Source organism: Stutzerimonas stutzeri (genome assembly GCF_000219605.1).
GTDB lineage: Bacteria > Pseudomonadota > Gammaproteobacteria > Pseudomonadales > Pseudomonadaceae > Stutzerimonas > Stutzerimonas stutzeri.
Window position 1 is genome coordinate 2,814,479 of sequence record NC_015740.1, and the last position, 25,804, is coordinate 2,840,282.

Below are 25,804 nucleotides of genomic sequence, written 5' to 3' on the forward strand. Positions count from 1 at the left end.
GCCGAGCCGGTCATTCGTAGCGCAGGGCCTCGGCAGGCTGGGTCTGCGCGGCGCGCCAGGCCGGGTAGATCGTGGCGAGAAAGCTCAGGGTAAGCGCCGCCAGCGATACCAGCACCACGTCATCCAGACGCAGTTCCGAAGGCAGCGTACTGATGAAATAGACGTCGGAGCTGAAGATGTGCTGTCCGGAGAGCCGTTCCAGCCAGGTCACCAGGTCGCTGACGTTCAGCGCGCCGAGCACACCCAGGATCACGCCGATCACGGTGCCGCTGAAGCCGATGATGCTGCCCTGGACCATGAAGATCGCCATGATCTGCCGCGGCGTCGCCCCCAGCGTCCGCAGAATGGCGATGTCGGCACGCTTGTCGGCGACCACCATGATCAGGGTGGCGATGATATTGAACGCCGCTACCGCGACGATCAGCATCAGGAGCAGGCCGATCATGGTCTTTTCCATCTTCATCGCGCTGAACAGGCTGCCCTGGGTGTAGGACCAGTCCTCCACGCGGTAGCCTTTGCCCAGCGTAGCCTGTACCTGTGCGGCCACCTCCGGCGCACGGTAGAGGTCGTCAAGCTTGAGCCGCACGCCCTGAACCTGTTGCGGCATCCAGCGATGGATCTGCGCGGCGTCGGCGCGATGGATCATCCCCAGACTGCCGTCCAGATCGGCGCCCACCTTGAACACCCCGACCACGTTCAGCCGCTGCATACGCGGCGTGACGCCACCGGGAGACGAACTGACCTCAGGGACGATCAACGTCAGCTTGTCGCCCAGCTTCAGCCCGAACCGGCGCGCGGTCATCAGACCGATGATCACACCGTACTCGCCAGGCTTGAGCGCATCCAGGCTGCCGCCGACCAGACGCTCGCCAACGATGGACACCTGCGCCTCCGCCTGTGGATCAATGCCGCTGATCTGGATCGGTTGCATGCTGCCCTTGAACGACAGCATGCCTTCGAGCTGCGTCACCGGCGCCATGCCGACGATCTGCGGGTGTGCCGACAGACGCGCGGCAACCGCCTGCCAGTCATCCAGCGGCTGCTCACCGATGACCGTCGCGTGGGGCACCATCCCGAGAATCCGCGCGCTCATTTCACGCTGGAAGCCATTCATCACCGACAGGACCATGATCATCGCCAGCACACCCAGCGCCAGGCCAATCAACGAGGTCAGCGAGATGAACGAAATGAAATGATTGCGCCGCTTGGCACGGGTGTAGCGGCTGCCGATGAAAACGCTGATAGGCCTGAACATCATTCGGCCACCAGGCGCCCGTCTTCCAGCCGCAGCACCTGGTCCATCTGGGCGGCAAGCTGGCGGTCGTGGGTAACCACGAGAAAAGCGGTATGCAGCGAGGTGCTGAGTTCGAGCATCAGATCCTGAATGCCTTGCGCGGTGTGATGGTCCAGGTTGCCGGTTGGCTCATCGAGCAATACCAGTGCCGGCTCGTTGACCAATGCCCGAGCGATGGCCACGCGCTGTCGCTCGCCACCGGACAGCTCCGCAGGCTTGTGCTCCAGGCGATGGCCGAGGCCGACCCGCTGCAGCAGAGCCGACGCTCGCTGCCGCGCTTCCGGGATCGGCGTGCGCCCGATCAGCAGCGGCATGCAAACGTTCTCCAGCGCGGTGAACTCGGCAAGCAGGTGATGGAACTGATAGACGAAGCCCAATGCGCGGTTGCGCAGCAGCCCGCGATCCTTCTCGTTCAACGCCGACAACTCCTCGCCGGCCAGCCAGACGCTGCCCTCGCTCGGCGTATCGAGCCCACCGAGCAGGTTCAGCAGCGTGCTCTTGCCCGAGCCGGAGCTGCCGACGATGGCCACGCGCTGCCCGGGGAACAGTTCAAGTTGCAGCCCGGACAGGACCTCCACCGATTCGGGGCCCTGCTCGTAGCGCTTGCCCAGGTTGCGGCAACTCAGCACCGCCTGCTTTTGCGAAGACAGCTCGTTCATAACCCGCTCACTCATAACGTAGCGCCTCTGCCGGCTGGGTGCGCGCGGCACGCCAGGCCGGATACAGGGTCGCGAGGAAACTCAGGATCAGCGCGGCGACGCAGACCTGGATCACATCGGCCGCCATCAGCTGGGACGGCAGGTAGTCAATGAAATACACGTCGGCACTCAGAAACTTGTGCCCGATCAGCCGCTCCAGCGCGGCGATCCAGCTGCTGACATTGACGGCAGCGAACATGCCGAGCAGTGCGCCGACCAAGGTGCCGACCACGCCGATCACCGTACCCTGGACCATGAAGATCGCCATGATCTGCTTCGGCGTAGCGCCCAGCGTGCGCAGGATGGCGATGTCGCCGCGCTTGTCGGTCACCACCATCACCAGCGTGGAGATAATGTTGAAGGCCGCGACCGCGACGATCAGCAGCAGCAGCAGCCCGATCATGGCCTTCTCCATGCGGATCGCCTGGTAGAGGTTGCCGTGGGTGCGGGTCCAGTCGCGGGAATAGAAGTCGTCACCGAGCTGACCGGCCAATTCCCAGGCGATACGCGGCGCCTGGAACAGATCGGCGAAGCGCAGGCGCAGCCCCTGCACCTGATCCGGCTGCCAGCGTTGCAAGCGAGCCATGTCGGCAATGTTGGCCAGGGCGACGTAACCGTCGATCTCGCCGGCACCGACATGGAAGATGCCGGTGACCGTGAACCGCTTCATGCGCGGAAACATGCCCGCGGGGGTCACGGTCACTTCCGGGGCGACGAAGGTGATCTTGTCGCCGACCGCAACGCCGAGCTTGGCGGCTGCCTTGTCGCCAATGACGATGCCGAACTCGCCGGGCTTGAGATCATCCAGCGAGCCTTCGCGGAAGAACTGGTCGATGATCGACACCTGTCGCTCCGCTTGGGGCTCGACCGCATTGATCAGGATCTTGGTCACCTGGCCCTGATGGGTGAGCAGCCCCTGGCTCTGGATGAAGGGCGCGGAGGCCAGCACCTGGGCATGCTGTTCGAGGCGTGCGCCCAGTGCCTGCCAATCGTTGATCGGCGTCGGGCTTTCGATGGTCGCGTGGGGCACCATGCCCAGCACGCGAGTGCGCATCTCATGATCGAAGCCATTCATCACCGACAGCACGACGATCATCACCAGCACGCCAAGTGCGAGCCCGATCATGGATGTCAGGGAAATGAAGGAGACGAAGAGACTGCGACGTCTGGCGCGTGTATAGCGCGCCCCGATGTACACGGACAGCGGTCTGAACATAGATCGACGGGTTCGCTGGCGGGGAAAACAACATGCAGCTGACGCCACCGCGGGGCCTGATACACTCTGGCCATCAACGCTACCCGGGTATCGCCATGCCGACACAAGACACTGAAGAACGCCGCGAATACTACCGTATCGAGGATCGCGTGGCACTGGAAATCATCCCGGCGAGCCACGACCACCCCGCCGGAAGCGAGCCTCTGCCTGCGCTGTTCAGCCTGCTCGGGGAGCTTCACCAGCTGGATTTCGAAGCACAGCACTTGTTACGCCAGATTGCCGAGAGCAACCGCACGCTGGCCAATTACCTCAAGGTACAGAACAAGCGAATCGAGCTGCTGGGGCAGGCATTGGCGCAGGACCTGCTGAAGGATCAGAGCGCACCGCAGCCGGTGGTGCTTTCCGAAGGCGGCATCAGCTTCGTCAGCAAACAGCCATTGGCGGAAGGCGAGGTCGTCACGCTGAAGCTGGTCCTGCTGCCGCAAGGGCTCGGCCTGCTGTTGCCGGCACGGGTGATCTACAGCACCGCGATGCAGGACGGGCGCTACGACATCGGCACCGAGTTCGAAGCGTTGACTGATGCACAGCGACAATTGCTTGCTCGGCATATCCTGCAGAAACAGGCGCTGGAGAGGCGCCTGGCCCTGGAAAGCCTGCAAGGAGATTGACCAATGCGCCGCCTGGCGACCCTGCTGTTCACACTGACATTCAGCCCGTCGCTGTTCGCCGAAGAAATTCGCATACCCGTCGGCCAGCAAGGCCAGCCCGAGATGGCGATGCCTGCGCGTGGCGACTCCAAGATCAAGGTTCTGGACCGTTTCGGGCTCGCCGACGAGGAGCACCCGGCCGTTGGCCAGCCGCCGATCACCCGCTGGGATTATCGGGAATTCTCCGTATATTTCGAACGCGACCGAGTCATCAACAGCGTCCGTCACCACCAGCGCGCTCAACCACCCGTGAAGGAAGATCAACAACCGTGACACTCATCTACGGCCACCGCGGCGCCAAGGGCGAAGCTCCGGAGAACACCCTGGCGAGCTTCGAGCAATGCCTGCAGCATGGCGTACGCCGCTGCGAGCTGGACCTGCACCTATCCCGCGATGGCGAGTTGATGGTCATCCATGATCCGACGCTCAAGCGCACCACCGGTCGCCGAGGCAAGGTTGCCCAGCACGACGCCGCAGAACTGGTGAAGTACGACGCCCGCCAGGGCGGCACGGGTTGGAAGACGCCCTGCCCCATTCCACGGCTGAGCGAGCTGTTCGAGAAGTGCGATTTCGAGCACTGGCAGCTCGAAGTCAAGAGTGCTTCGCGGGTTCGCGCCGCACGCACGGTAATGGCGATCAAAGAGCTGGCCGAGCGTTATCAGCTCAAGGAGCGAATCACGGTCACCTCCAGTTCACGGGAGGTCCTGCGGGCTCTGAATCGACTGGCACCGGAAATCTCACGAGGACTGGTCGCAGAATACAACTGGCTCGACCCGCTCAAGGTGGCCCGTCAGCATGGTTGTGATCTGTTGGCACTGAAGTGGACGCTGTGCACCCCGGAACGCCTGGAGAAGGCAAGAAAGCAGGGCTTGCATGTTTCGGTCTGGACGGTGAACGAACCGGCGCTGATGCGGCGCCTGGCGGACTTCGGCGTGGACAGCTTGATCACCGACTATCCGGGCCTGGCGGTGAGCACATTGGCGCAGGCCTGACCGTTAAACCTGCGCCTGCGGCGACTCGGCAGCACAGGCGCTGCCGGATCGTCTCACCTGATCAGAAGCTCTCCCGGTTCGGCCAGTGCCAATCCCGGGAGTCCCAGCCCTCTCCAGCCGGCTCAGGCCGCCGGCCGGAGCCGCTCAAAAAAGCCGGTTGAGCCCGTCGAACGCCGCCACCCGATAGGCTTCAGCCATGGTCGGGTAGTTGAAGGTGGTGTTGACGAAGTACTTGATGCTGTTGGCAGGGCCCTTCTGATTCATGATCGCCTGACCGATGTGGACGATCTCCGACGCCTGGTAACCGAAGCAGTGCACACCCAGCACTTCAAGGGTTTCGCGATGGAACAGGATCTTCAGCATCCCTACCGGCTCGAAGGAAATCTGCGCCCGCGCCATGCTCTTGAAGAATGCCTTGCCCACTTCGTAGGGAATCTTCGCCTGGGTCAGCTCACGCTCGTTCTTGCCGATCGAGCTGATCTCCGGAATGGTGTAGATGCCCGTCGGCACGTCATCGACGAAACGCCATGAATCGTTCTCGACAATGCTGCCCGCGGCCGAGCGACCCTGGTCGTAGGCGGCGCTTGCCAGCGATGGCCAGCCGATCACGTCACCGGCCGCATAGATGTTGCCGATCTCGGTGCGGTAGTGCTCGTCGACCTGCACCTGGCCGCGGCTGTTGGCCTTCAGACCGATGTTCTCCAGGCCGAGCTTGTCGGTATTGCCGGTACGCCCGTTGCTCCAGAGGAAGGCGTCTGCCTTGATCTTCTTGCCAGACTTGAGGTGCAGGATCACGCCGTTCTCCAGCCCCTCGACCCGCTCGTACTCTTCGTTGTGGCGAATCAGCACGTTGTTGTTACGCAAGTGGTAGCTCAGCGCATCGGAAATCTCGTCGTCGAGGAAGCTGAGCAGCTGCTCGCGGTTGTCGATCAGATCGACCAGTACACCCAGGCCGCTGAAGATCGATGCGTACTCGCAACCGATGACACCGGCACCGTAGATGATCATCCGACGCGGCGTGTGGCTCAGAGTCAGGATGGTGTCGCTGTCGTAGATGCGCGGATGGTTGAAATCGATATCGGCCGGCCGGTAGGGGCGCGAGCCGGTGGCGATGACGAACTGGTTGGCGACCAGTTTTTCCACCATGCCGTTGAGGCAGACCACTTCCACGCTCTGCTCGTCGGAGAAGCTGGCAGTACCGAAGAAGGTGTCGATGCGATTGCGCGCGTAATAGCTGGTACGGGAGGTGACCTGCTTGCTGATGACCTTTTCGGCGCTTTTCAGAACATCCGGAAAGGAAAACCAGCGCGGCTCGCCGATCTGGCGAAACAACGGGTTGGTGTTGTACTGCATGATCTGCCGCACCGAATGGCGCAACGCCTTGGACGGGATGGTGCCCAGGTGCGTGCAGTTGCCCCCGACCAGCGGACGGTTGTCTACCACGGCGACCTTGCGTCCCGCCTTGACGGCGTTCATCGCCGCGCCCTCCCCGGCTGGACCAGAACCCAGTACCACCACATCGTAGTTATAGACCGCCATATACACTCCTGAAAACGCAGCGAGGTACGCCGCTGCTGTCAACAAATTCGCCGAAGCCGAAACGCAAAGGTTCTGCGCGCGGCCTCTCAGCCGCCATCCCGCCTGGACCGGCCAGCTCGCCACGCCCCAAGGGTTCAGCGCTTGGTGGCGTCGTAGGCGAGGTCCGTATTGCCCGAGCGCTTCGCCTCGTTCACTTCCTCGCATTTCTCGCGGCTTCCGCCGCAGATCGAACATTCCTTCTCAATGCCCAGATTGGCGATGCCACCACAGGACCCCGCGATGGGCTTGCGCCCCATGATCACGCCGATGGCCATGCCGGCCACGACAAGTACCATTACCAGGAAAACCAGTAACCAGGTCATTGCTCTACTCCCGCACCAAACAGCTCATTGAAAGCCTTGGTGCTCGTTGTTGCGAAACCCTGCCCTTCACGGACGACGAAAAACGCGGCGATGGCGTTACGCTCAGCCAGCGCCAGACCCTGCTCGGGGCCCAACACCATCAGCGCGGTAGACAACCCATCCGCACGCAAGGTCGACCTGTCGATCACCGTGACCGCAGCCAGGTGATGCTCGATCGGCCGGCCGCTCAGCGGGTTCAGCGTATGTGAATAGCGCCGCCCTTCCAGCTCGAAATAGTTGCGATAGTCGCCGGAAGTCGAGACGCCCATTCCGTCGAGCTCGATGATCTTCTGCGCTACGCGCTGGTCGTCCCGGGGGGCCTCGATGGCGACGCGCCAGGGCGATCCGTCGGGTTTGCGGCCTTCGGCCTTGAGCTCTCCGGTGATCTCCACCAGATAGCTGCGCACGCCCAGTTCTTTCAGGCGATCGATCACACGGTCCACCGCATATCCCGCGGCAATGCTGTTGAAGTCCAGTTGCAGCGCGACCGACTTGCACAGCTGATCGCCTTCGATACGCAGATGTCGGTGGCCCGTCAGCGCTCGCGCCTCGGCAATCTCTTCCTCAGACGGAACACGCTCGCTGCGCCCCTGCGGGCCAAAGCCCCAAAGGTTGAGCAAGGGCTCGAGTGTAAGGTCGAATGCGCCGTCGCTGTCCGCCGACAGCTGGTCGCCCGCTGCGACCAATTCGCGCACCGCCTGCGGCATCGGCTCACAGGCTCCACCCGGCAAGGCATTGAAACGCTCGACGTCGGAATCGCTGCGATAGGTCGACAGCTGCTTGTCGAGGTCGGCGAGGATGGCCTCGACCTCGCCATGCAGGACTTCCTTGGCCGGAACATCGCCGCTGCGCACGTACTTGATCGTATAGGTACTGCCCATGGTCGGCCCGGTGAAGGCTTCGACCTTGTCCTGAAACAGACAGCCCGTCAGGGCTGTCGCGAGAGCGACAGCGATGACGGGCTGGAGAGACGCGACAGCAATGGATCTGAGTGAAGCTCGGATCATGCTAGCCGCCGAAGTCGTCGAGCAGGATGTTCTCCGGCTCCACACCCAGGTCAGTGAGCATCTTGATGACCGAGGCGTTCATCATGGGCGGGCCGCACATGTAGAACTCGCAATCCTCCGGGGCCGGATGGTCCTTCAGATAGTTCTCGTACAGCACGTTGTGGATGAAGCCGGTCGGGCCGTCCCAGTTGTCTTCCGGCAGCGGATCGGACAGCGCCAGATGCCACTCGAAGTTCGGGTTCTCGGCCTGCAGCTGATCGTACTCTTCGACGTAGAAGGCCTCGCGCATGGAACGCGCACCGTACCAGAAGCTCATCTTGCGCTTGGACTTCAGACGCTTGAGCTGATCGAAGATGTGCGAACGCATCGGCGCCATGCCGGCACCACCACCGATGAAGACCATCTCGGCGTCGGTGTCCTTGGCGAAGAACTCACCGAAGGGTCCGTAGACGGTGATCTTGTCGCCCGGCTTGAGGCTGAACACGTAGGACGACATCTTGCCCGGCGGCACATCGTCACGACCCGGCGGCGGCGAGGCGATACGGATGTTGAACTTCACCAGACCGCGCTCTTCCGGATAGTTGGCCATGGAGTAGGCACGAATGACGGTCTCGTCGCACTTCGATACGTACTTCCACTGATCGAACTTGTCCCAGTCGCCGCGATACTCCTCCTGGATGTCGAAATCCCGATAACGCACTTCGTGCGGCGGGCACTCCAGCTGGACGTAGCCGCCTGCGCGGAAGTCGACGTTCTCGCCTTCCGGCAGACGAAGCGTCAGCTCCTTGATGAAGGTAGCCACGTTGGGATTGGACTCCACCGTGCACTCCCACTTCTTCACGCCGAAGACTTCTTCCGGGACCTCGATCTTCATGTCCGCCTTGACCGGGGTTTGGCAGGACAGACGCCATCCCTCACCGGCCTCACGACGGGTGAAGTGCGACTCCTCGGTGGGCAGCATCTCGCCGCCACCGCTCTCGACGATGCACTTGCACTGCGCGCAGGTACCGCCGCCGCCACAGGCGGACGAGAGGAAGATGTTGTTGGCAGCCAGCGTCTGCAGCAGCTTGCCGCCGGCCGGAACGGTGATGGTTCGCTCACCGTTGATCTCGATGGACACGTCGCCGCTGGATACCAGCTTGGCGCGCGCAGCCAGGATGATCACCACCAGCGCAAGCACGATGGCGGTGAACATACCGATGGCGAGGAAAATTTCGTAACTCATCAGTTCGTTCCGTCCTTACAGCTGTACGCCAGAGAAAGACATGAAGCCCAGCGACATCAGTCCGATGGTGATGAAGGTGATACCCAACCCCTGCAACCCATCCGGAACATCGCTGTACTTGAGCTTCTCGCGAATACCCGCCAGCAGCGCGATGGCCAGCGCCCAGGACAGACCCGAGCCCACGCCATACACCACGCTCTCGCCGAGGTTGTAGTCGCGTTCGACCATGAACAGCGTGCCACCCATGATGGCGCAGTTCACGGTAATCAGCGGCAGGAACACACCGAGCGCGTTGTAGAGGCTGGGTACGTATTTATCCAACAGCATCTCGAGGATCTGCACGATTGCCGCGATCACGCCGATGTAGCTGAGCAGGCCGAGGAAGCTCAGATCGACGTCCGGCAATCCGGCCCAGGACAAAGCCCCAGCCTTGAGCAGGTAGGCATAGATCAGGTTGTTGGCCGGTACGGTAATGGCCTGCACCACGATGACCGCGATGCCCAGACCGATGGCCGTCTCCACCTTCTTCGAGATGGCGATGAAGGTACACATGCCGAGGAAGAACGCCAGGGCCATGTTCTCGATGAACACGGCGCGGACGAACAGGCTAATGTAATGCTCCATTAGTAAGCCTCCTTGTTAGAGACTTGCGGGGCCATCTTGAACGAGGGTTTTTCAAGCTGCTCCTTCTTCCAGGTGCGAATGCCCCAGATGATCAGGCCGATCAGGAAGAAGGCCGAAGGGGGAAGCAGCAACAAGCCATTGGGCTGATACCAGCCGCCATCGTTGACCACCGGAATGATGGTGTAACCCATCAGCTTGCCGGCACCGAACAGCTCGCGGATGACCCCCAGGACGATCAGCATGGCGCTGTAGCCCAGACCGTTGCCGATACCGTCGAAGAACGACACCACGGGCGGGTTCTGCATGGCGAATGCTTCCGCCCGGCCCATCACGATGCAGTTGGTGATGATCAGGCCGACGAACACCGACAGCTGCTTGGACAGCGAATAGGCATAGGCCTTGAGCACCTGATCGACCACGATCACCAGCGAGGCGATGATCACCATCTGCACGATCATGCGGATCGAACTGGGGATCTGGCTGCGGATCATCGAGATGAACAGGTTCGAGAACCCGGTGACCAGCGTCAAGGCAATGGACATCACCAGCGCGGTCTTCAGGTTCGAGGTGACCGCCAGGGCCGAACAGATGCCGAGGATCTGCAGGCCGATGGGGTTGTTATTGAATATCGGATCGAACAGAACTTGTTTGATAGTGGGTTGCGACATGCTCATGCCTCCCCTGTGCGCAGTTTAGCGATAAAGGTGCCGAAGCCGTTCTCGCCCAGCCAGAAGTGCAACAGGTTGTTCACGCCGTTGCTGGTCAGGGTCGCGCCCGCCAGGCCGTCGACCTGATGATCTGCCTTGGCGCTCTGCGGATCTACGTTGCCCTTGACGATCTGTATGGCCAGCTTGCCGTTGTCATCGAACAACTCCTTGCCCGTCCACAGACCACGCCATTTCGGATTATCGACTTCGCCACCGAGACCGGGGGTTTCGCCATGCTGGTAGAAGCCAAAGCCGGCGATGGTATCCAGGTCACCCTTGACGGCCATGAAGCCGTACAGCGTGGACCACAGACCATAACCCCGCACCGGCAGGATCAGCGTGTCGAGCTGGCCGTCTTCTTCCACTATATAAACAGTGCTGTAACGCTCACGGCGCTTGATGGAAGCGATGTCTTCCGAACCGGGAAGCGCCTCGGAGAGTGCCGGATCCTTCGCAGCCACGAGCGGGTCGAAGGTCTGCGGATCGAACTCGTCGCTGAACGTGCCGGTTTCCAGATCGACCAGCCTGGCAATGATTCGCTCGTTATAAAGCGCCTTGACCTGATTGGCGGACATGCCCGCCTCGCCCAGCCCGGCGATCGCCAGGATGCTGCGCTGCTTGTCCAGTTGGCGGTTCTCCAGTTGCGTCGGGCGCAACGCTACCGCTGCGCCAGCAACGAATACCGAGCAGACCAGGCAGACCAGCAAGGCAACCGTCAATGTACGGACGGTGGATTCTTTTTGACTAGACATTGCGTGCCAGCCTCCGCTTGATATTGGCCTGGATGACGAAGTGGTCGATCAACGGTGCGCACAGGTTGGCGAACAGGATCGCCAGCATCATGCCTTCCGGGAAGGCGGGGTTGACCACGCGGATCAGCACGACCATAACACCGATGAGGATGCCGAACACCCACTTGCCGGTATTGGTCATGGAGGCCGACACCGGGTCGGTCGCCATGAAGATCATGCCGAAGGCGAAGCCACCGACGACCATGTGCCAGTACCAGGGCATGCCGAACAGCGGGTTGGTCTCGGAGCCGATCAGGTTGAACAGCGTGCTCAGCGCAATCATGCCCAGCATCACGCCGGTGACGATGCGCCAGGAGGCAATCTTGCTGCCGATCAGGACGGCGCCGCCGATGAAGATGGCCAGGGTGCTGGTTTCACCGATCGAGCCGTGAATGGTGCCGACGAAGGCGTCCATCCAGGTGATGCCGCTGCTGATCACATTCTCGATGCCACCTGCGAAGCCCAGGCTCAGCGCGGTTGCACCGGCATAGCCATCGACCGCGGTCCACACGGCATCACCGGACATCTGTGCCGGATAGGCGAAGAACAGGAAGGCCCGCGCGGTCAGCGCCGGGTTGAGGAAGTTCTTGCCGGTACCGCCGAAGACTTCCTTGCCGATCACGACGCCGAAGCTGATGCCCAGCGCGACCTGCCACAGCGGGATGGTCGGCGGCAGGATCAGGGCGAACAGCACCGAGGTCACGAAGAAACCTTCGTTGACTTCATGCTTGCGGATCGAGGCGAACAGCACTTCCCAGAAACCGCCGACGATGAAGGTCACCGCGTAGATCGGCAGGAAGTAGGCCGCACCCTGGATGAAGTTATCCCACAGGCTGCCCGGGTCGAAGCCGGCCAGCGCGCCGATCAGCGCGAAGCGCCAGCCTTCCTGCGCCGCCAACAGATCGGGGCTCTGCGCATAGATCAGGTTGGCCTGGTAACCGGTGTTCCACATGCCGAAGAACATCGCCGGGAAGGTGCACAACCAGACGGTGATCATCATGCGCTTGAGGTCGATGCCGTCACGCACGTGCGCGGTGGTCTTGGTGACGCTGCCCGGACGATAAAGGAAGGTATCGGCGGCTTCGTACAGCGCGTACCACTTTTCGTACTTGCCACCCTTTTCGAAGTGATGCTCGATCTTGTCGAGGAATGCGCGAATGCCCATGCCTTACCCCTCCTTCTCGATGCGGGTCAGATTGTCCCGCAGGATCGGGCCGTATTCGTACTTGCCAGCACAGACGTAGGTGCACAGCGCCAGATCTTCTTCATCCAGCTCAAGGCAGCCAAGCTTTTGCGCCACCTCGGTGTCGCCCACGATCAAGGCACGCAGCAGCTGGGTCGGCAGCACGTCCAGAGGCATGACCTCCTCGTAGTTGCCCACCGGCACCATGGCGCGCGGACTGCCGTTGGTGGACGTGGAGAACGCGAACTTCTTGCCACCCATCAGCTTGGAGATATAGATGTTGAGGATGGAGTGCTTCTCCACGCCGGCACGCATGTAGTGCAGCATCTCGCGCTCCTTGCCCTCGCGCAGGCACGACACCTGCTGGTGGTAGCGACCGAGATAGGCGAACGCGCCATGGGCGGTACGGCCGCCCAGCAACGAGCCGGATACGACGCGATTGGCGCCAGGCTGCAGTTCGCCGGCAGTCAGCTCGTCGAGGTTGGCACCGAGGCGGGTGCGAACCAGGCGAGGATTCTCGACGACGGGGCCGCCCAGAGCGACGACGCGCTCGACCCACAGGCGTCCGCTGGTGAACAGCTTGCCGACGGCGATCACGTCCTGATAACCGATGGTCCAGACGCTCTTGCTTGCACTCACCGGATCAAGGAAATGGATATGGGTACCGGCCAGGCCCGCCGGATGCGGGCCGCTGAAGGCCTCGACCTGCACCTTGGCCAGGGATTCGCCGGGCAGCGACGCGTCAGGGGCCTTGCACAGGAACACCTTGGCCAGGTTGCCGAGCACCTTGAGGCCTGCCTCGAAGGCTTCTGCCTGTTCGGCGATGATCACCGCAGGATCGGCCGCCAAGGGATGCGTATCGATGGCTGTCACGAAGATGGAGTTAGGCAGCGCATCGACCGCCGGCACCTTGCTGAACGGACGCGTGCGCAGTGCGGTCCACAGGCCGGACTGCTGCAGGTTCTCGCGCACCTGTTCGCTGCTCAGGCCTTCCAGCTGGTCGGACGAGTAGCTCGCGAAGGTGATTTCGTCATCGCCCTCGAGGTCGATGACCACCGACTGCAGCACGCGCTTTTCACCGCGGTGCACTGCACTGACGACGCCAGCACCGGGCGCCGTGTAGTGAACGCCTTCGGACTTCTTGTCGGAAAAAAGGATCTGCCCCAGCTTGACCCGATCACCGACCTGCACAGCCATGGTGGGCTTCATGGTCGGATAGTCGAAGCCGATGACGGCGACGCTGCGTACGGGCCTTCCGGCCTCGATACGCTGCGTCGGCGCGCCGACTATGGGCAAGTCAAGCCCTCGTTTTATATTGATCATCGGTTTGCCTAACCACTGATTTTAGAAAGCTTTTTTTGGCAGGCCCGGCGGCATGGCGCAAAGTAGGATTGCACTGCGCGCACCAATACGTTATTGGCGCGACACCATGTCGCGGACCCAGGTCAAAAATCCGCCCGATTATAGAGGTCGTATGCCTTGACTGACCACCCAGGTGTTGCGGATTTTTGACTCGAGACAAGAGAAGCAAAATTATCCCGACCGCACCCGGCCCCTGATCACCGACCGCTCAACCTCGCAGGATTTACGCTCGAACCGGTGCGCCAGAAACGCGAAACGGGAGCCAGGGCTCCCGTTTCTGCTTGCCACCGCGACGCTTAGCGCGGGAAGGCCGGAGGGTTGACCCCTGCCATGTCTTCCATCACACGCACCACCTGGCAGCTGTAACCGAACTCGTTGTCGTACCAGACGTACAGCACGACGCGGTTGTCATTGCAGATGGTCGCCTCGGCGTCCACTACGCCAGCATGGCGAGAACCAACGAAATCAGTGGATACAACTTCCTGCGAGTTGACGAAATCGATCTGCTTCTGCAGGTCAGAGTGCATGGCCATCTGGCGCAGGTACTCGTTGATCTCGTCGCGGCTGGTGGCCTTCTCCAGGTTCAGGTTGAGGATGGCCATCGAAACGTTCGGCGTCGGCACGCGGATCGCGTTGCCGGTCAGCTTGCCCTTGAGCACCGGCAGCGCCTTGGCAGCTGCAGTGGCGGCGCCGGTCTCGGTGATGACCATGTTCAGCGCAGCGCTACGGCCACGGCGGCTGCCCTTGTGGAAGTTGTCGATCAGGTTCTGGTCGTTGGTGTAGGAATGCACGGTTTCGACGTGGCCGTTGACGATGCCGTACTGATCGTTCACCGCCTTGAGCACCGGCACGATGGCATTGGTGGTGCAGGACGCCGCGGAGATGATCTTGTCATCGGCAGTGATGTCGCCATGGTTGATGCCATGCACGATGTTCTTCAGCTCGCCCTTGCCCGGTGCAGTGAGCACCACGCGAGCGACGCCCGGACACTTGAGGTGCTGACCCAGACCTTCGGCGTCACGCCACTTGCCGGTGTTGTCCACCAGCAGAGCGTTCTCGATGCCGTACTGAGTGTAGTCCACCGAGGCCGGATCGTTGGAGTAGATCACCTGGATCAGGTTGCCATTGGCGGTGATGGTGTTGTTCGCCTCATCGATGGTGATGGTGCCATCGAAGGGACCATGCACCGAGTCGCGACGCAGCAGGCTGGCGCGCTTGACCAGATCGTTGTCGGAACCCTTGCGCACGACGATGGCGCGCAGGCGCAGGCCGTCGCCACCACCGGTCTTCTCGATCAGGATGCGCGCCAGCAGGCGGCCGATGCGGCCGAAACCGTACAGCACGACGTCAGTACCCTTGTGCCCGGTAGCAGCGTGACGCTTGTCGGCGACCTCGGCCAGCTCTTCGCGCACGAACTGCTCGAGGCTGCGGCCGTTGCCGGCGTCCTTGTACTTGGCGACCAGCTTGCCGAGATCGACCGAGGCGGCGCCGAGGTTCATCTCGCTCATGGTCTTGAGGATCTGGAAGGTGTCGTGCACCGACAGCTCGGTCTCGTCGGCGATGCGGTGACGGGCGAAACGGTGCGCCTTGAGGATGGCGATCACCGAACGGTTGATCAGGCCACGGCCGTAGATCGAAGTCACCACGTTGTTGTTGCGATACAGCTGACCAATCAGCGGAATCATCGCTTCGGCGAGGGCTTCGCGGTCAATCCATTCACCAAGACACTGGTCGGGCTTCTGAGTCACGGGCAGTTCCTTCCAACATGTAGGGGCTGAGAAAAGGGGCTACATTATGACGGCGCACCCTAGCGCCGGCAATCTGCAGCGGACGAAACACTGACAGCCAAGCGCCTCGATAGTTACAATCCCGGCGGCCTATTTTTTCCATCGGAGCCACGCCCACTCGTGTCCGTCTTGCGCCTTCCCCCTCTGCCTGCCGCCAGCGGCAAGCAACATTGGGGCAATCTTCCAGGAGCCGCGCTGAGCCTGGCGATTGCCGAAGCAGCCAGCAACGCCAAACGCTTCACGCTCCTCCTCACCGCCGACAGCCAGAGCGCCGAGCGCCTGCAGGAAGAACTCGCCTTCTTCGCTCCGGAGCTGCCGGTTCTGCATTTTCCGGATTGGGAAACGCTGCCCTACGACCTGTTCTCGCCGCACCAGGACATCGTTTCCCAGCGTATCGCCACGCTCTACCAGCTGCCTGAACTGAGCCATGGCGTGCTGGTAGTGCCGATCACCACCGCCCTACACAGGCTGGCGCCCAAGCGCTTTCTGCTCGGTTCGAGCCTGGTGCTGGATGTTGGGCAGAAGCTGGATGTCGAGCAGATGCGCCTGCGTCTGGAAGCGGCCGGCTATCGCTGCGTGGACACGGTCTACGAACATGGCGAGTTCGCCGTGCGTGGCGCGTTGATCGATCTGTTCCCCATGGGCAGCGCCCTGCCCTACCGTATCGACCTGTTCGATGACGAGATCGAAACCCTGCGTACCTTCGATCCGGAGAATCAGCGCTCCATCGACAAGGTGGAGTCGATCCGTCTGCTGCCAGCCCGGGAATTTCCGCTGAAAAAGGAAGCGGTCACCGGCTTCCGCGCACGTTTCCGCGAGCGTTTCGACGTCGACTTCCGTCGCTGCCCGATCTACCAGGACCTGTCCACCGGCATCACGCCCGCCGGTATCGAATACTACCTGCCGCTTTTCTATGAGGAGACGGCAACCCTCTTCGACTATCTGCCCGAAGACAGCCAGGTGTTTTCCCTGCCCGGCATCGAGCAGGCCGCCGAGCAGTTCTGGAATGACGTGCGCAATCGCTACGAGGAGCGCCGCGTCGACCCCGAGCGCCCGCTGCTGCCGCCGGCCGAGCTGTTCATGCCGGTGGAAGACTGCTTCGCCCGGCTCAAGCTGTGGCCGCGCGTGGTTGCCAGCCAGCAGGACGTGGAACCCGGCATCGGCCGCGAGCGCTTCCCTGCGCAGCCCCTGCCGGAACTGGCGATCGAATCCAAGGCCAGCGAGCCATTGGGCAAGCTGCGCCAGTTCCTCGACGGTTTCCCGGGGCGCGTGCTGTTCACCGCCGAATCCGCGGGGCGCCGCGAAGTGCTGCTGGAGCTGCTGGCGCGCCTGAAGCTGCGCCCGCAGGAAGTCGAAGGCTGGGGCGGGTTCCTCGCCAGCGAGGAGCGCCTGGCGATCGCCATCGCCCCGCTCGACGAAGGCTTGCTGCTGGACGAAGTCGCCCTGGTCGCGGAAAGCCCGCTGTTCGGCCAGCGCGTCATGCAACGCCGGCGGCGCGAAAAGAGTCGCGACGGCGGCGACAACGTCATCAAGAACCTCACCGAGCTGCGCGAAGGCGCGCCGGTGGTGCATATCGATCATGGGGTCGGCCGCTATCAGGGGCTGGTCACCCTCGAAATCGAAGGCCAGGCGCAGGAATTCCTCCTACTGCAGTACGCTGACGAGGCCAAACTCTACGTGCCGGTCGCCAGCCTGCATCTGATCGCCCGCTATACCGGCAGCGACGACGCCCTGGCGCCACTGCACAAGCTCGGCTCGGAAACCTGGCAGAAAGCCAAGCGCAAGGCCGCCGAGCAGGTGCGCGACGTGGCTGCAGAACTGCTCGACATCTACGCCCGCCGCGCCGCGCGCCAGGGCTATGCCTTCAAGGACCCGCAGGTCGACTACGAAACCTTCGCCGCCGGCTTCCCCTTCGAGGAAACGCCGGACCAGCAGGTCGCCATCGACGCGGTGCGCGAGGACCTGTTGTCGGCCAAGCCGATGGACCGTCTCGTGTGTGGCGATGTCGGCTTCGGCAAGACCGAAGTCGCCATGCGCGCCGCCTTTATTGCCGTGCACGGCGGCAAGCAGGTGGCGGTGCTGGTGCCCACCACCCTGCTCGCCCAGCAGCACTACAACAGCTTCCGCGACCGCTTCGCCGACTGGCCGGTGCGGGTCGAGGTGATGAGCCGTTTCAAGTCCGCCAAGGAAGTGCAGAACGCCATCACCGAGTTGGCCGACGGCAAGATCGATATCCTCATCGGCACCCACAAGCTGCTGCAGGACGATGTCAAGTTCAGCAACCTGGGCCTGGTCATCATCGACGAGGAACACCGCTTCGGTGTGCGCCAGAAGGAGCAGCTCAAGGCGCTGCGCAGCGAGGTGGACATCCTCACCCTGACCGCCACGCCGATTCCGCGCACGCTGAACATGTCCATCGCCGGCATGCGCGACCTGTCGATCATCGCCACGCCACCGGCGCGCCGGCTGTCGGTGCGCACTTTCGTCATGGAGGCCAACAACCCGACCATCAAGGAAGCGCTGCTGCGCGAGCTGCTGCGTGGCGGCCAGGTCTATTACCTGCACAACGACGTCAAGACCATCGAGAAGTGCGCCGCCGACCTGCAGGCACTGGTACCCGAGGCACGCATCGCCATCGGCCACGGACAGATGCGCGAACGCGACCTCGAGCAGGTGATGAGCGATTTCTACCACAAGCGCTTCAACGTGCTGGTGGCCTCGACCATCATCGAAACCGGCATCGATGTGCCCAGCGCGAACACCATCATCATCGAGCGCGCCGACAAGTTCGGCCTGGCCCAGCTGCACCAGCTGCGCGGCCGCGTCGGCCGTAGCCATCACCAGGCCTATGCCTATCTGCTCACCCCACCGCGCAAGGCCATGACCGATGATGCGCAGAAGCGTCTGGAAGCCATCGCCAACGCCCAGGACCTCGGTGCCGGCTTTGTCCTGGCCACCCACGACCTGGAAATCCGCGGTGCCGGCGAGCTGCTCGGCGAAGGCCAGAGCGGGCAGATCCAGGCCGTCGGCTTCACCCTGTACATGGAAATGCTCGAGCGCGCCGTCAAGGCCATCCGCAAGGGCGAACAGCCAAACCTGGAGCAGCCGCTCGGTGGCGGCCCGGAGATCAACCTGCGCCTGCCTGCACTGATCCCCGAGGACTATCTGCCGGACGTGCATGCGCGCCTGATTCTCTACAAGCGCATCGCCAACGCCGCCGACGAGGACGGTTTGAAGGAACTGCAGGTTGAGATGATCGACCGCTTCGGCCTGTTGCCCGAACCGACCAAGAACCTGGTGCGCCTGACCCTGCTCAAGCTGCAGGCCGAAAAGCTGGGCATCACCAAGATCGACGCCGGCCCGCAGGGCGGACGCATCGAGTTCTCGGCCGACACTTCGGTTGACCCGATGGTGCTGATCAAGCTGATCCAGAGCCAGCCGAACCGCTACAAGTTCGAAGGCGCCACGCTGTTCAAGTTCCAGGTGCCCATGGAGCGTCCCGAGGAGCGCTTCAACACCCTGGAAGCGCTGCTTGAGCGGCTGGCGCCCAACGAGCAAGGTTCCTAGATGCCGCGTCGCTATCTGGCCCTGTTGTTATTGTGGCTGGCGCCGCAGGTGCACGCCGAGGCGCTGTATCGCGTCGAGCTGATCCTGTTCCGCCACGCCACGCCGCTGGAGGCCAGCCAGCACGCGCCTTACGACTGGGCACGGCAAGCCCGGCCGCTGGAGCCCCGCGCCGAGCGGCAGCCGGCGCTGGAGCACATCGCCGCCCGGCTGACCCCGGAGCAGGGTTATCAGGTGCTGCTGCACCGCGCCTGGCAGCAGCCGGTCAGCGACGACGGCCCGGCCATCGCCATTCACCAGGGCCAGCGCCACTTCGAACACTATCCGATCCAGGGCACGCTGAAGCTGCGACCGGGCCGCTACATGCAGACGGACATGACGTTCTGGGTCAACCGCTTCGGCGAGTACGGCCAGCTGCTCGCCAGCGAACGCCTGACGCAGCGGGTCCGCCTGGTACCCGGCCGGCTGACCTACATCGATCACGACAGCCTCGGGCTGCTGATCGAGCTCAGACGGCTATGAGCCTGTCGCCTTTGCGGCCCCGGCGGCGGCATCGCATCCCTGCAGCGGGGGCCTGAACCGTGGCCCCAGCACTGCCTTCGCGCCCGGAGCGGCGGATCGACGATCTCGCACCGGTGCCGCTGCTCAGCCTGGGCAGCCATCTGGCGACCAACTACCAACCCGGCAACCGGCGCATGGTCAGCGAATACCAGCACCGGGCGGGCCTGGCGTTTCTCTATGGCTCAGCGCGCGTGCATGGCAAGCGCGACGGCGAGCGCATTCGCCATCCGGCGGACGACGAGCTCCAGCTCATCGCCCGCCAGCCGCAGGCCGAGCAGGCATTGCGCAAGCAGCTGGAGCAGCTGGGCTTCCGTCCCGCGTTGCGCCAGAGCCTGGCCTTGCCGAAGGAGTCGGCGGAGATGTTCCAGCTGCCCGGCGAAGAAGCCTGGATCAGGTTCGTCCAGCAGCAGCTGCCGGAGCTGCGTCGCCAGGGCTGGCAGATCGACATTCACCCGGGCTTCGCCTACGACCTGACCGCCATCGACGCCTGGTACGCCGAGATCGACGAGTCCGCGGCGGAAGACTGGTTCGACCTCGACCTCGGTGTCGTCGTCGACGGCCAGCGCATCGGCATATTGCCCGTGCTCCTGCGCCTGATCCGCCAGAGCCCTCAGCTGCTCACGCCGCGGGCACTGGCCCAGCGGGGCGATGACGAGCAGCTGCGCGTGCAGCTGGAGCGACGCGACGGGCAACCGCTGCAGGTGGCTCTGCCCTTCTCCCGCATCAAGCCGATCCTGGCGACGCTTGGCGAACTCTATATGCGCGAGCCGATGGATGGCCCCGCGCTGCGTCTGAGCAAGGCCGACGGCGCGCGCCTGGCCGGCCTGGAAGGCCTGGCGCCGCACTGGCGCGGGGGCGAGCAGCTGCGTGCATTCGCTCGACGCCTGCACAGCCCTGGCGCCCAGCCCGGCCAGCCACCCGCCTCGCTGAACGCCACCCTGCGGCCCTACCAGCTGCAGGGCCTGGCCTGGATGCAGACCCTGCGCGAGCTGGGCGCCGGCGGCATCCTCGGTGATGACATGGGCCTCGGCAAGACACTGCAGAGCCTGGCACACATCCTCGCCGAAAAGCAGGCCGGACGCCTGGACCGCCCCGCGCTGGTGGTGATGCCCACCAGCCTGATCCCCAACTGGCAGGACGAAGCCAGCCGTTTCGCCCCGCACCTGCGCGTGCTGACGCTCACCGGCAGTGGCCGGCAGAAGCACTTCGCCGGGATCGCCGATCACGACCTGCTGCTGACCAGCTACGCCTTGCTGACACGCGACATCGCCGTGCTGCGCGAGCAACCGCTGCATCTGCTGATCCTTGACGAGGCGCAGCACATCAAGAATCCCTCCAGCAAGGCCGCCCAGGCGGTGCGCGAGCTGCAGACCCGGCAACGGCTGTGCCTGACCGGCACGCCATTGGAAAACCACCTGGGCGAGCTATGGTCGCTGTTCCACTTCCTCATGCCCGGCTGGCTCGGCGATGCGCGGCGCTTCACCCAGGATTACCGCAACCCCATCGAGAAGCATGGCGACGAGGCCCGTCTGGCACATCTGCGCGCGCGCCTCCGGCCGTTCCTGCTGCGCCGCACAAAGGAACAGGTGGCCACCGAGCTGCCGGCCAAGAACGAGTTCGCCCACTGGGTCGAGCTGTCGCCCGCCCAGCGCGAACGCTACGAGACGCTACGCCTGGCCATGGACCGCAAGGTCCGCGATGAAATCGAGCGCAAGGGCCTGGCGCGCAGCCAGATGGTCATCCTCGAGGCGCTGCTCAAGCTGCGGCAGGTCTGCTGCGATCTGCGCCTGCTCAAGGGCGATGCCGTTGCGACGTCTCGCGGCAGCAGCTCGGGCAAGCTGGACAGCCTGCTGGACATGCTCGACGAGCTGATGAGCGAAGGACGCCGCGTGCTGCTGTTTTCCCAGTTCACCTCGATGCTGGCGCTGATTGAACAGGCGCTGCTCAAGCGCGGCATCACCTACGTCAAGCTGACCGGCGAGACCGATGATCGACGCATGCCGGTCGAACGCTTCCAGGCCGGCGAAGTGCCGCTGTTTCTCATCAGCCTGAAGGCCGGCGGCACCGGACTGAACCTGACGGCCGCCGACACGGTGATCCATTACGATCCCTGGTGGAACCCCGCTGCCGAGAACCAGGCTACCGACCGCGCCTATCGCATCGGTCAGGACAAGCCGGTGTTCGTCTATCGTCTGATCACCCGCGGCACCGTCGAGGAGCGTATCCGCGAGCTGCAGGCGCGCAAGGCCGAGCTGGCCGCCGGCGTGCTGGAGGGCAGCGGTGAAGGCGGCTGGCAGCTGGCCGAGCAGGACATCGAAGCGCTCTTCGCGCCGCTGCCTTGAGCCATGCCTGGCGAAGTTGTGACGCCGACAAGCGCAGCATTTCGCGCTTTGCCAGATCATCGCCACCTCGTTTAACTTCTCACCAGACGACGGCATGGCCGTCCCCACCCGCCAGCGCTACAAGGAGCAACCCATGAGCCTCTACGAGATTGCCTTTTCCGGCCAGCTGCTCCCCGGCGCGAAGCTCGAACAGGTCGAAGCCAACCTGACCAGGCTGTTCCAGGCCGATGCCCAGCGCATCGCGCTGCTGTTCTCCGGGCGCCGCATCGTGATCAAGCAGAACCTGGACTTCGCTGCGGTGGAAAAATACCGCCAGGCCATGGAGCGCGCCGGTGCCCAGGTCGAGGTCAAACCGATGCCGGTGGATGTCGAGGAAATCGAGCTGGCGCCGCCACCACCCGCCACGCCTGTCGCTACCCCTGCGAGCACCGCACCTGCAACGGCTCGGCCCGGCGAGACACCTGGCGCACTGAAGGTGACGCCGCGGGATGAATACATGGCCGCCTTCAGCGACGTCGAGGCGCCGGACTTCGGTATCGCACCGGTTGGCGTCGACCTGCAGGACGCCCGTCCCGAACCCGAGGCCCCGCGCGTGGACCTCTCGCAATTCAGCCTGGCTCCGGTGGGCAGCGACATGGGCGAGATGCCGCGCGCCGTCGACGGGCCCAAGCCGGACATATCGCACCTCAAGCTGGCGGACTGATCGCAGCCCACCGCAAGAAACAGCCGCCCGGCCATTTACAGCGACCGGTAGGGTGGGCTTCGGCCCACCTCGCGCTGATCGGGCGAACTCGCAGCGCTGCGCCATGCTCCAAACCTACAAGCCCGCAAAGCGCCTGTACTCATGGATCTTGTCGTTGCCCGCCCCGAAGGGCTGTATTGCCCGCCCGGTGACTTCTATATCGACCCCTGGCGGCCGGTCGATCGCGCCGTCATAACCCACGCCCATGGCGACCACGCACGCTGGGGGATGGGCCATTACCTGGCTTCCAGCGACAGCGAAGGCATCCTGCGTTCGCGCATCGCCGCCGACATGCCGCTGCAGACACTGGCCTATGGGGAATCCATCGAGCATCACGGCGTAAAGCTCAGCTTTCATCCCGCTGGTCATGTACTTGGCTCGGCTCAGGTGCGCCTGGAATACAAGGGCGAGGTGTGGGTCGCCTCGGGCGACTACAAGGTCGAGCCGGACGGCACCTGCGCGCCGTTCGAGCCGGTGCGCTGCCATACCTTCATCACCGAATCGACCTTCGGCCTGCCGATCTACAAATGGCCGGCGCAAACCGAGGTTTTCCGCGAGATAAACGATTGGTGGCGCGCCAACGCCGCGGCCGGGCGCGCCAGCGTGCTGTTCTGCTATGCCTTCGGCAAGGCGCAGCGCATCCTGCACGGCCTGGATGAAAGCATCGGCACCATCGTCGTGCATGGCGCGGTAGAGCCGCTGAACAAGGTCTATCGCGAGGGCGGCATCCACCTGCCGCCGACGGTGTATGCCGGTGACCTGAAGAAGGGTGATCCGCGCCTGAAGCAGGCCATCATCCTCGCCCCGCCCTCGGCTGGCGGCAGCACCTGGATGCGCCGTTTCGGCGACTACGCCGATGCCTTCGCCAGCGGCTGGATGATGCTGCGCGGCACCCGCCGTCGCCGCGGCGTCGACCGCGGCTTCGTGCTTTCCGACCATGCCGACTGGCCAGGCCTGCTCTGGGCCATCGAGCAGACCGCCGCCGAACGGGTGATGGTCACCCACGGCTCCGTTGCGGTGCTGGTGCGCTACCTGCGCGAAATGCGCGGCCTCGATGCCCAGGCCTTCGCCACCGAATACGGCGAAGAGGACGATACCGCGACGGAGGGCACCGCATGATCGAAGGCCACGCCGCTTTCCCGTGCCGCGGCGACCACCGAAGCGGAGGCGCCGCATGAAAGCCTTCGCCACGCTCTACAGCCGCCTGGACGCCACCACGTCGAGCAATGCCAAACTGGCCGCGATGCGCGACTATTTTCGCGAGGCCGATCCGGCCGACGCTGCCTGGGCGGTCTACTTCCTGGCCGGCGGTCGCCCGCGTCAACTGGTCCCGACCCGCGTCCTGCGCGAAACCGCCATGCAGGCGGCGGGCCTGCCCGAATGGCTGTTCGAGGAAAGCTACCAGGCGGTCGGCGACATGGCCGAGACCATCTCGCTGCTGATGCCCGAGGCCGAACACAGCTCCGAGGACGGGCTGGCCGTGTGGATGCAGGACCGACTGCTACCGCTGCGCGGCCTGCCGCCGGAGGAGCTGGCCGAACGCTTGCCGGCGCTCTGGGCACAGCTGGACCGGCTCAGCCTGATGGTCTGCATCAAGCTGATCACCGGCGCCTTTCGCGTCGGCGTCTCGAAGCTGCTGGTCACCCGCGCGCTGGCCTCGCTGGCCGACCTCGACCCCAAGCGTGTCGCGCAGCGCCTGGTCGGCTACACCGACCTGTCCCACCGACCCAGCGCCGAGGGCTATCGCGCGCTGATCGCCGAAGAATCCGAGCATGAGCATGCCCAGCGCGGTGGCCAGCCCTACCCGTTCTTTCTCGCTCATGCGCTGCAGGCCCCGGTGGACACGTTCGACACACTGCTTGGCGCGCCGGACAACTGGTTCATCGAATGGAAGTGGGATGGCATCCGCGCCCAGCTGGTCAAGCGCGACGGGCAGATCTGGGTCTGGTCGCGCGGTGAGGAGCTGGTCAGCGAGCGTTTTCCCGAGCTGTGCGAACTGGCCCGCTGCCTGCCCGACGGCACGGTGATCGATGGCGAGATCCTGGTCTGGAAGCATGCCCCGGAGACCCTGGCCGGCGAGCTGTTCGACGACGCCAGCACCGGCGAGCCCAGCGCCGATGGCTTCGGCGTGCAGCCCTTCGCCCTGCTGCAGCAGCGCATCGGCCGCAAGAACCTGACCGCCAAGGTCCTGCAGGATGCCCCGGTCGCAGTACTCGCCTACGACCTGCTGGAATGGCAGGGCGACGACTGGCGGCAGCGCGAGCACCGCGAACGCCGCCAGCAGCTCGAGGCGGTCGTGGGCCAATGCCCGAGCCCGCAGCTGATGCTTTCACCACTCGTAAGCGGAGCGGATTGGCAGGACCTGGCCCGCCAGCGCGAAGCCTCCCGCCAGCTGGGCGTGGAAGGCATGATGATCAAGGCGCGCGCGGCCCAGTACGGCGTCGGCCGGACCAAGGACGTCGGCGTCTGGTGGAAATGGAAGATCGACCCCTACTCCGTCGATGCCGTGCTGATCTATGCCCAGCGCGGTCATGGCCGCCGCGCCAGCCTTTATACCGACTACACCTTTGCCGTCTGGGACGGCGAGCCGGGCGACCCTGAGCGCAAGCTCGTCCCCTTCGCCAAGGCCTATTCCGGCCTCACCGACGAGGAAATGCGCAAGGTCGACGCCATCGTGCGCAAGACCACCGTGGAGAAGTTCGGCCCGGTGCGCAGCGTCACCCCGACCCTGGTGTTCGAACTCGGCTTCGAAGGCATCGCCGCCAGCAGCCGCCACAAGAGCGGCATCGCCGTGCGCTTCCCACGCATGCTGCGCTGGCGGCTCGACAAGCCGGTTGACGAAGCCGATACGCTGGAGACGCTGAAGGAACTGCTGGGATGAAACCAAGGCACCCCGCACCCGCTCAGCCCTCACCCCAACCCTCTCCCAGAGGGAGAGGGAGCAAGAGCGGAGTCGTGCCAAGCAAGAATGCCGAGCTGCCACACGATCACGCCCCTCTCCCTGCGGGAGAGCGGCTGGGGGTGAGGGAAACGGCTGACAGCGCCGAGGTGAGTCAACCCTC

Annotated in this window: 22 protein-coding genes; 9 read left to right on the top strand and 13 right to left on the bottom strand. The window is 63.8% G+C overall.

The window, feature by feature from the left end; translation table 11 throughout:
- Window positions 1-10: 10 nt before the first annotated feature.
- Genes PSTAB_RS13025 through PSTAB_RS13035 form a run of 3 tightly spaced genes read right to left on the bottom strand, consistent with a single transcriptional unit; the run spans window position 11 to window position 3,208 of the window.
- Window positions 11-1,255 (bottom strand): lipoprotein-releasing ABC transporter permease subunit, encoded by a 1,245-nt coding sequence (locus tag PSTAB_RS13025; protein WP_026012454.1) that lies wholly within the window; start codon window positions 1,253-1,255, stop codon window positions 11-13.
- Window positions 1,255-1,953: a lipoprotein-releasing ABC transporter ATP-binding protein LolD gene (gene lolD, locus PSTAB_RS13030; protein WP_013983263.1), complete on the bottom strand. Its 699-nt coding sequence runs from the start codon at window positions 1,951-1,953 to the stop codon at window positions 1,255-1,257. The genes PSTAB_RS13025 and lolD overlap by 1 nt, the downstream gene beginning before the upstream one ends.
- A gap of 7 nt (window positions 1,954-1,960) precedes the next feature.
- Window positions 1,961-3,208 (bottom strand): lipoprotein-releasing ABC transporter permease subunit, encoded by a 1,248-nt coding sequence (locus PSTAB_RS13035; RefSeq protein ID WP_041771782.1) that lies wholly within the window; start codon window positions 3,206-3,208, stop codon window positions 1,961-1,963.
- 32 nt (window positions 3,209-3,240) lie between these two features.
- Between PSTAB_RS13035 and PSTAB_RS13040 the strand changes: the two genes are divergently transcribed.
- Genes PSTAB_RS13040 through PSTAB_RS13050 form a run of 3 tightly spaced genes read left to right on the top strand, consistent with a single transcriptional unit; the run spans window position 3,241 to window position 4,907 of the window.
- The gene (locus tag PSTAB_RS13040) at window positions 3,241-3,876 is read left to right on the top strand and encodes a PilZ domain-containing protein (protein WP_013983265.1); all 636 of its coding nucleotides are present in this window, start codon (window positions 3,241-3,243) and stop codon (window positions 3,874-3,876) included.
- Between the two features lie 3 nt (window positions 3,877-3,879).
- Entirely contained in the window at window positions 3,880-4,188 is a 309-nt protein-coding gene (locus PSTAB_RS13045; protein WP_011913753.1) for a hypothetical protein, read from the top strand.
- Window positions 4,185-4,907 carry a glycerophosphodiester phosphodiesterase gene (locus PSTAB_RS13050; RefSeq protein WP_013983266.1) on the top strand — a complete coding sequence of 241 codons (723 nt, stop codon included), beginning with the start codon at window positions 4,185-4,187 and terminating at the stop codon, window positions 4,905-4,907. Before PSTAB_RS13045 ends, PSTAB_RS13050 begins: the two co-directional genes overlap by 4 nt.
- Window positions 4,908-5,051: 144 nt before the next feature.
- On the opposite strand, the gene sthA is transcribed toward PSTAB_RS13050, so the two are convergent.
- The 10 genes from sthA to PSTAB_RS13100 form a co-directional block, all read right to left on the bottom strand.
- On the bottom strand, window positions 5,052-6,446 hold the full coding sequence (gene sthA / locus PSTAB_RS13055) for a Si-specific NAD(P)(+) transhydrogenase (protein WP_011913755.1): 1,395 nt from the start codon (window positions 6,444-6,446) through the stop codon (window positions 5,052-5,054).
- 134 nt (window positions 6,447-6,580) lie between these two features.
- Window positions 6,581-6,808, bottom strand: coding sequence for a (Na+)-NQR maturation NqrM (gene nqrM / locus PSTAB_RS13060; RefSeq protein WP_041771783.1), 228 nt, complete (start codon window positions 6,806-6,808; stop codon window positions 6,581-6,583).
- Entirely contained in the window at window positions 6,805-7,728 is a 924-nt protein-coding gene (locus PSTAB_RS13065; RefSeq protein ID WP_013983268.1) for an FAD:protein FMN transferase, read from the bottom strand. Before PSTAB_RS13065 ends, nqrM begins: the two co-directional genes overlap by 4 nt.
- Before the next feature lie 127 nt (window positions 7,729-7,855).
- On the bottom strand, window positions 7,856-9,082 hold the full coding sequence (gene nqrF / locus PSTAB_RS13070; RefSeq protein WP_026006610.1) for an NADH:ubiquinone reductase (Na(+)-transporting) subunit F: 1,227 nt from the start codon (window positions 9,080-9,082) through the stop codon (window positions 7,856-7,858).
- A gap of 12 nt (window positions 9,083-9,094) precedes the next feature.
- On the bottom strand, window positions 9,095-9,703 hold the full coding sequence (gene nqrE / locus PSTAB_RS13075) for an NADH:ubiquinone reductase (Na(+)-transporting) subunit E (RefSeq protein ID WP_013983269.1): 609 nt from the start codon (window positions 9,701-9,703) through the stop codon (window positions 9,095-9,097).
- Complete coding sequence (locus tag PSTAB_RS13080) at window positions 9,703-10,377, bottom strand: NADH:ubiquinone reductase (Na(+)-transporting) subunit D (RefSeq protein ID WP_170910719.1); 675 nt, start codon at window positions 10,375-10,377, stop codon at window positions 9,703-9,705. Before PSTAB_RS13080 ends, nqrE begins: the two co-directional genes overlap by 1 nt.
- Window positions 10,374-11,162, bottom strand: coding sequence for a Na(+)-translocating NADH-quinone reductase subunit C (locus PSTAB_RS13085; RefSeq protein WP_013983271.1), 789 nt, complete (start codon window positions 11,160-11,162; stop codon window positions 10,374-10,376). Before PSTAB_RS13085 ends, PSTAB_RS13080 begins: the two co-directional genes overlap by 4 nt.
- Window positions 11,155-12,366: an NADH:ubiquinone reductase (Na(+)-transporting) subunit B gene (locus PSTAB_RS13090; protein WP_013983272.1), complete on the bottom strand. Its 1,212-nt coding sequence runs from the start codon at window positions 12,364-12,366 to the stop codon at window positions 11,155-11,157. The genes PSTAB_RS13085 and PSTAB_RS13090 overlap by 8 nt, the downstream gene beginning before the upstream one ends.
- A 3-nt stretch (window positions 12,367-12,369) precedes the next feature.
- Complete coding sequence (locus tag PSTAB_RS13095) at window positions 12,370-13,707, bottom strand: Na(+)-translocating NADH-quinone reductase subunit A (RefSeq protein ID WP_013983273.1); 1,338 nt, start codon at window positions 13,705-13,707, stop codon at window positions 12,370-12,372.
- Between the two features lie 335 nt (window positions 13,708-14,042).
- Window positions 14,043-15,494 carry a glyceraldehyde-3-phosphate dehydrogenase gene (locus PSTAB_RS13100; protein ID WP_011913763.1) on the bottom strand — a complete coding sequence of 484 codons (1,452 nt, stop codon included), beginning with the start codon at window positions 15,492-15,494 and terminating at the stop codon, window positions 14,043-14,045.
- 159 nt (window positions 15,495-15,653) lie between these two features.
- Here PSTAB_RS13100 and mfd point away from each other — a divergent pair, with 159 nt between their 5' ends.
- The 6 genes from mfd (at window position 15,654) to PSTAB_RS13130 (ending at window position 25,623) form a co-directional block, all read left to right on the top strand.
- Window positions 15,654-19,100: a transcription-repair coupling factor gene (gene mfd / locus PSTAB_RS13105; RefSeq protein ID WP_013983274.1), complete on the top strand. Its 3,447-nt coding sequence runs from the start codon at window positions 15,654-15,656 to the stop codon at window positions 19,098-19,100.
- A complete protein-coding gene (locus tag PSTAB_RS13110; RefSeq protein WP_013983275.1) occupies window positions 19,101-19,619 on the top strand; it encodes a peptidoglycan binding protein CsiV in 519 nt (172 codons plus the stop codon).
- 59 nt (window positions 19,620-19,678) lie between these two features.
- Window positions 19,679-22,000 carry a DEAD/DEAH box helicase gene (locus PSTAB_RS13115; RefSeq protein ID WP_013983276.1) on the top strand — a complete coding sequence of 774 codons (2,322 nt, stop codon included), beginning with the start codon at window positions 19,679-19,681 and terminating at the stop codon, window positions 21,998-22,000.
- A gap of 133 nt (window positions 22,001-22,133) precedes the next feature.
- Window positions 22,134-22,703 carry a hypothetical protein gene (locus PSTAB_RS13120; protein ID WP_011913767.1) on the top strand — a complete coding sequence of 190 codons (570 nt, stop codon included), beginning with the start codon at window positions 22,134-22,136 and terminating at the stop codon, window positions 22,701-22,703.
- Window positions 22,704-22,844: 141 nt separating this feature from the next.
- Window positions 22,845-23,861: a ligase-associated DNA damage response exonuclease gene (locus PSTAB_RS13125; RefSeq protein ID WP_013983277.1), complete on the top strand. Its 1,017-nt coding sequence runs from the start codon at window positions 22,845-22,847 to the stop codon at window positions 23,859-23,861.
- A 55-nt stretch (window positions 23,862-23,916) separates the two neighbouring features.
- Window positions 23,917-25,623, top strand: a complete 1,707-nt coding sequence (locus PSTAB_RS13130; RefSeq protein WP_013983278.1) for an ATP-dependent DNA ligase — start codon at window positions 23,917-23,919, stop codon at window positions 25,621-25,623.
- Window positions 25,624-25,804: the final 181 nt, after the last annotated feature.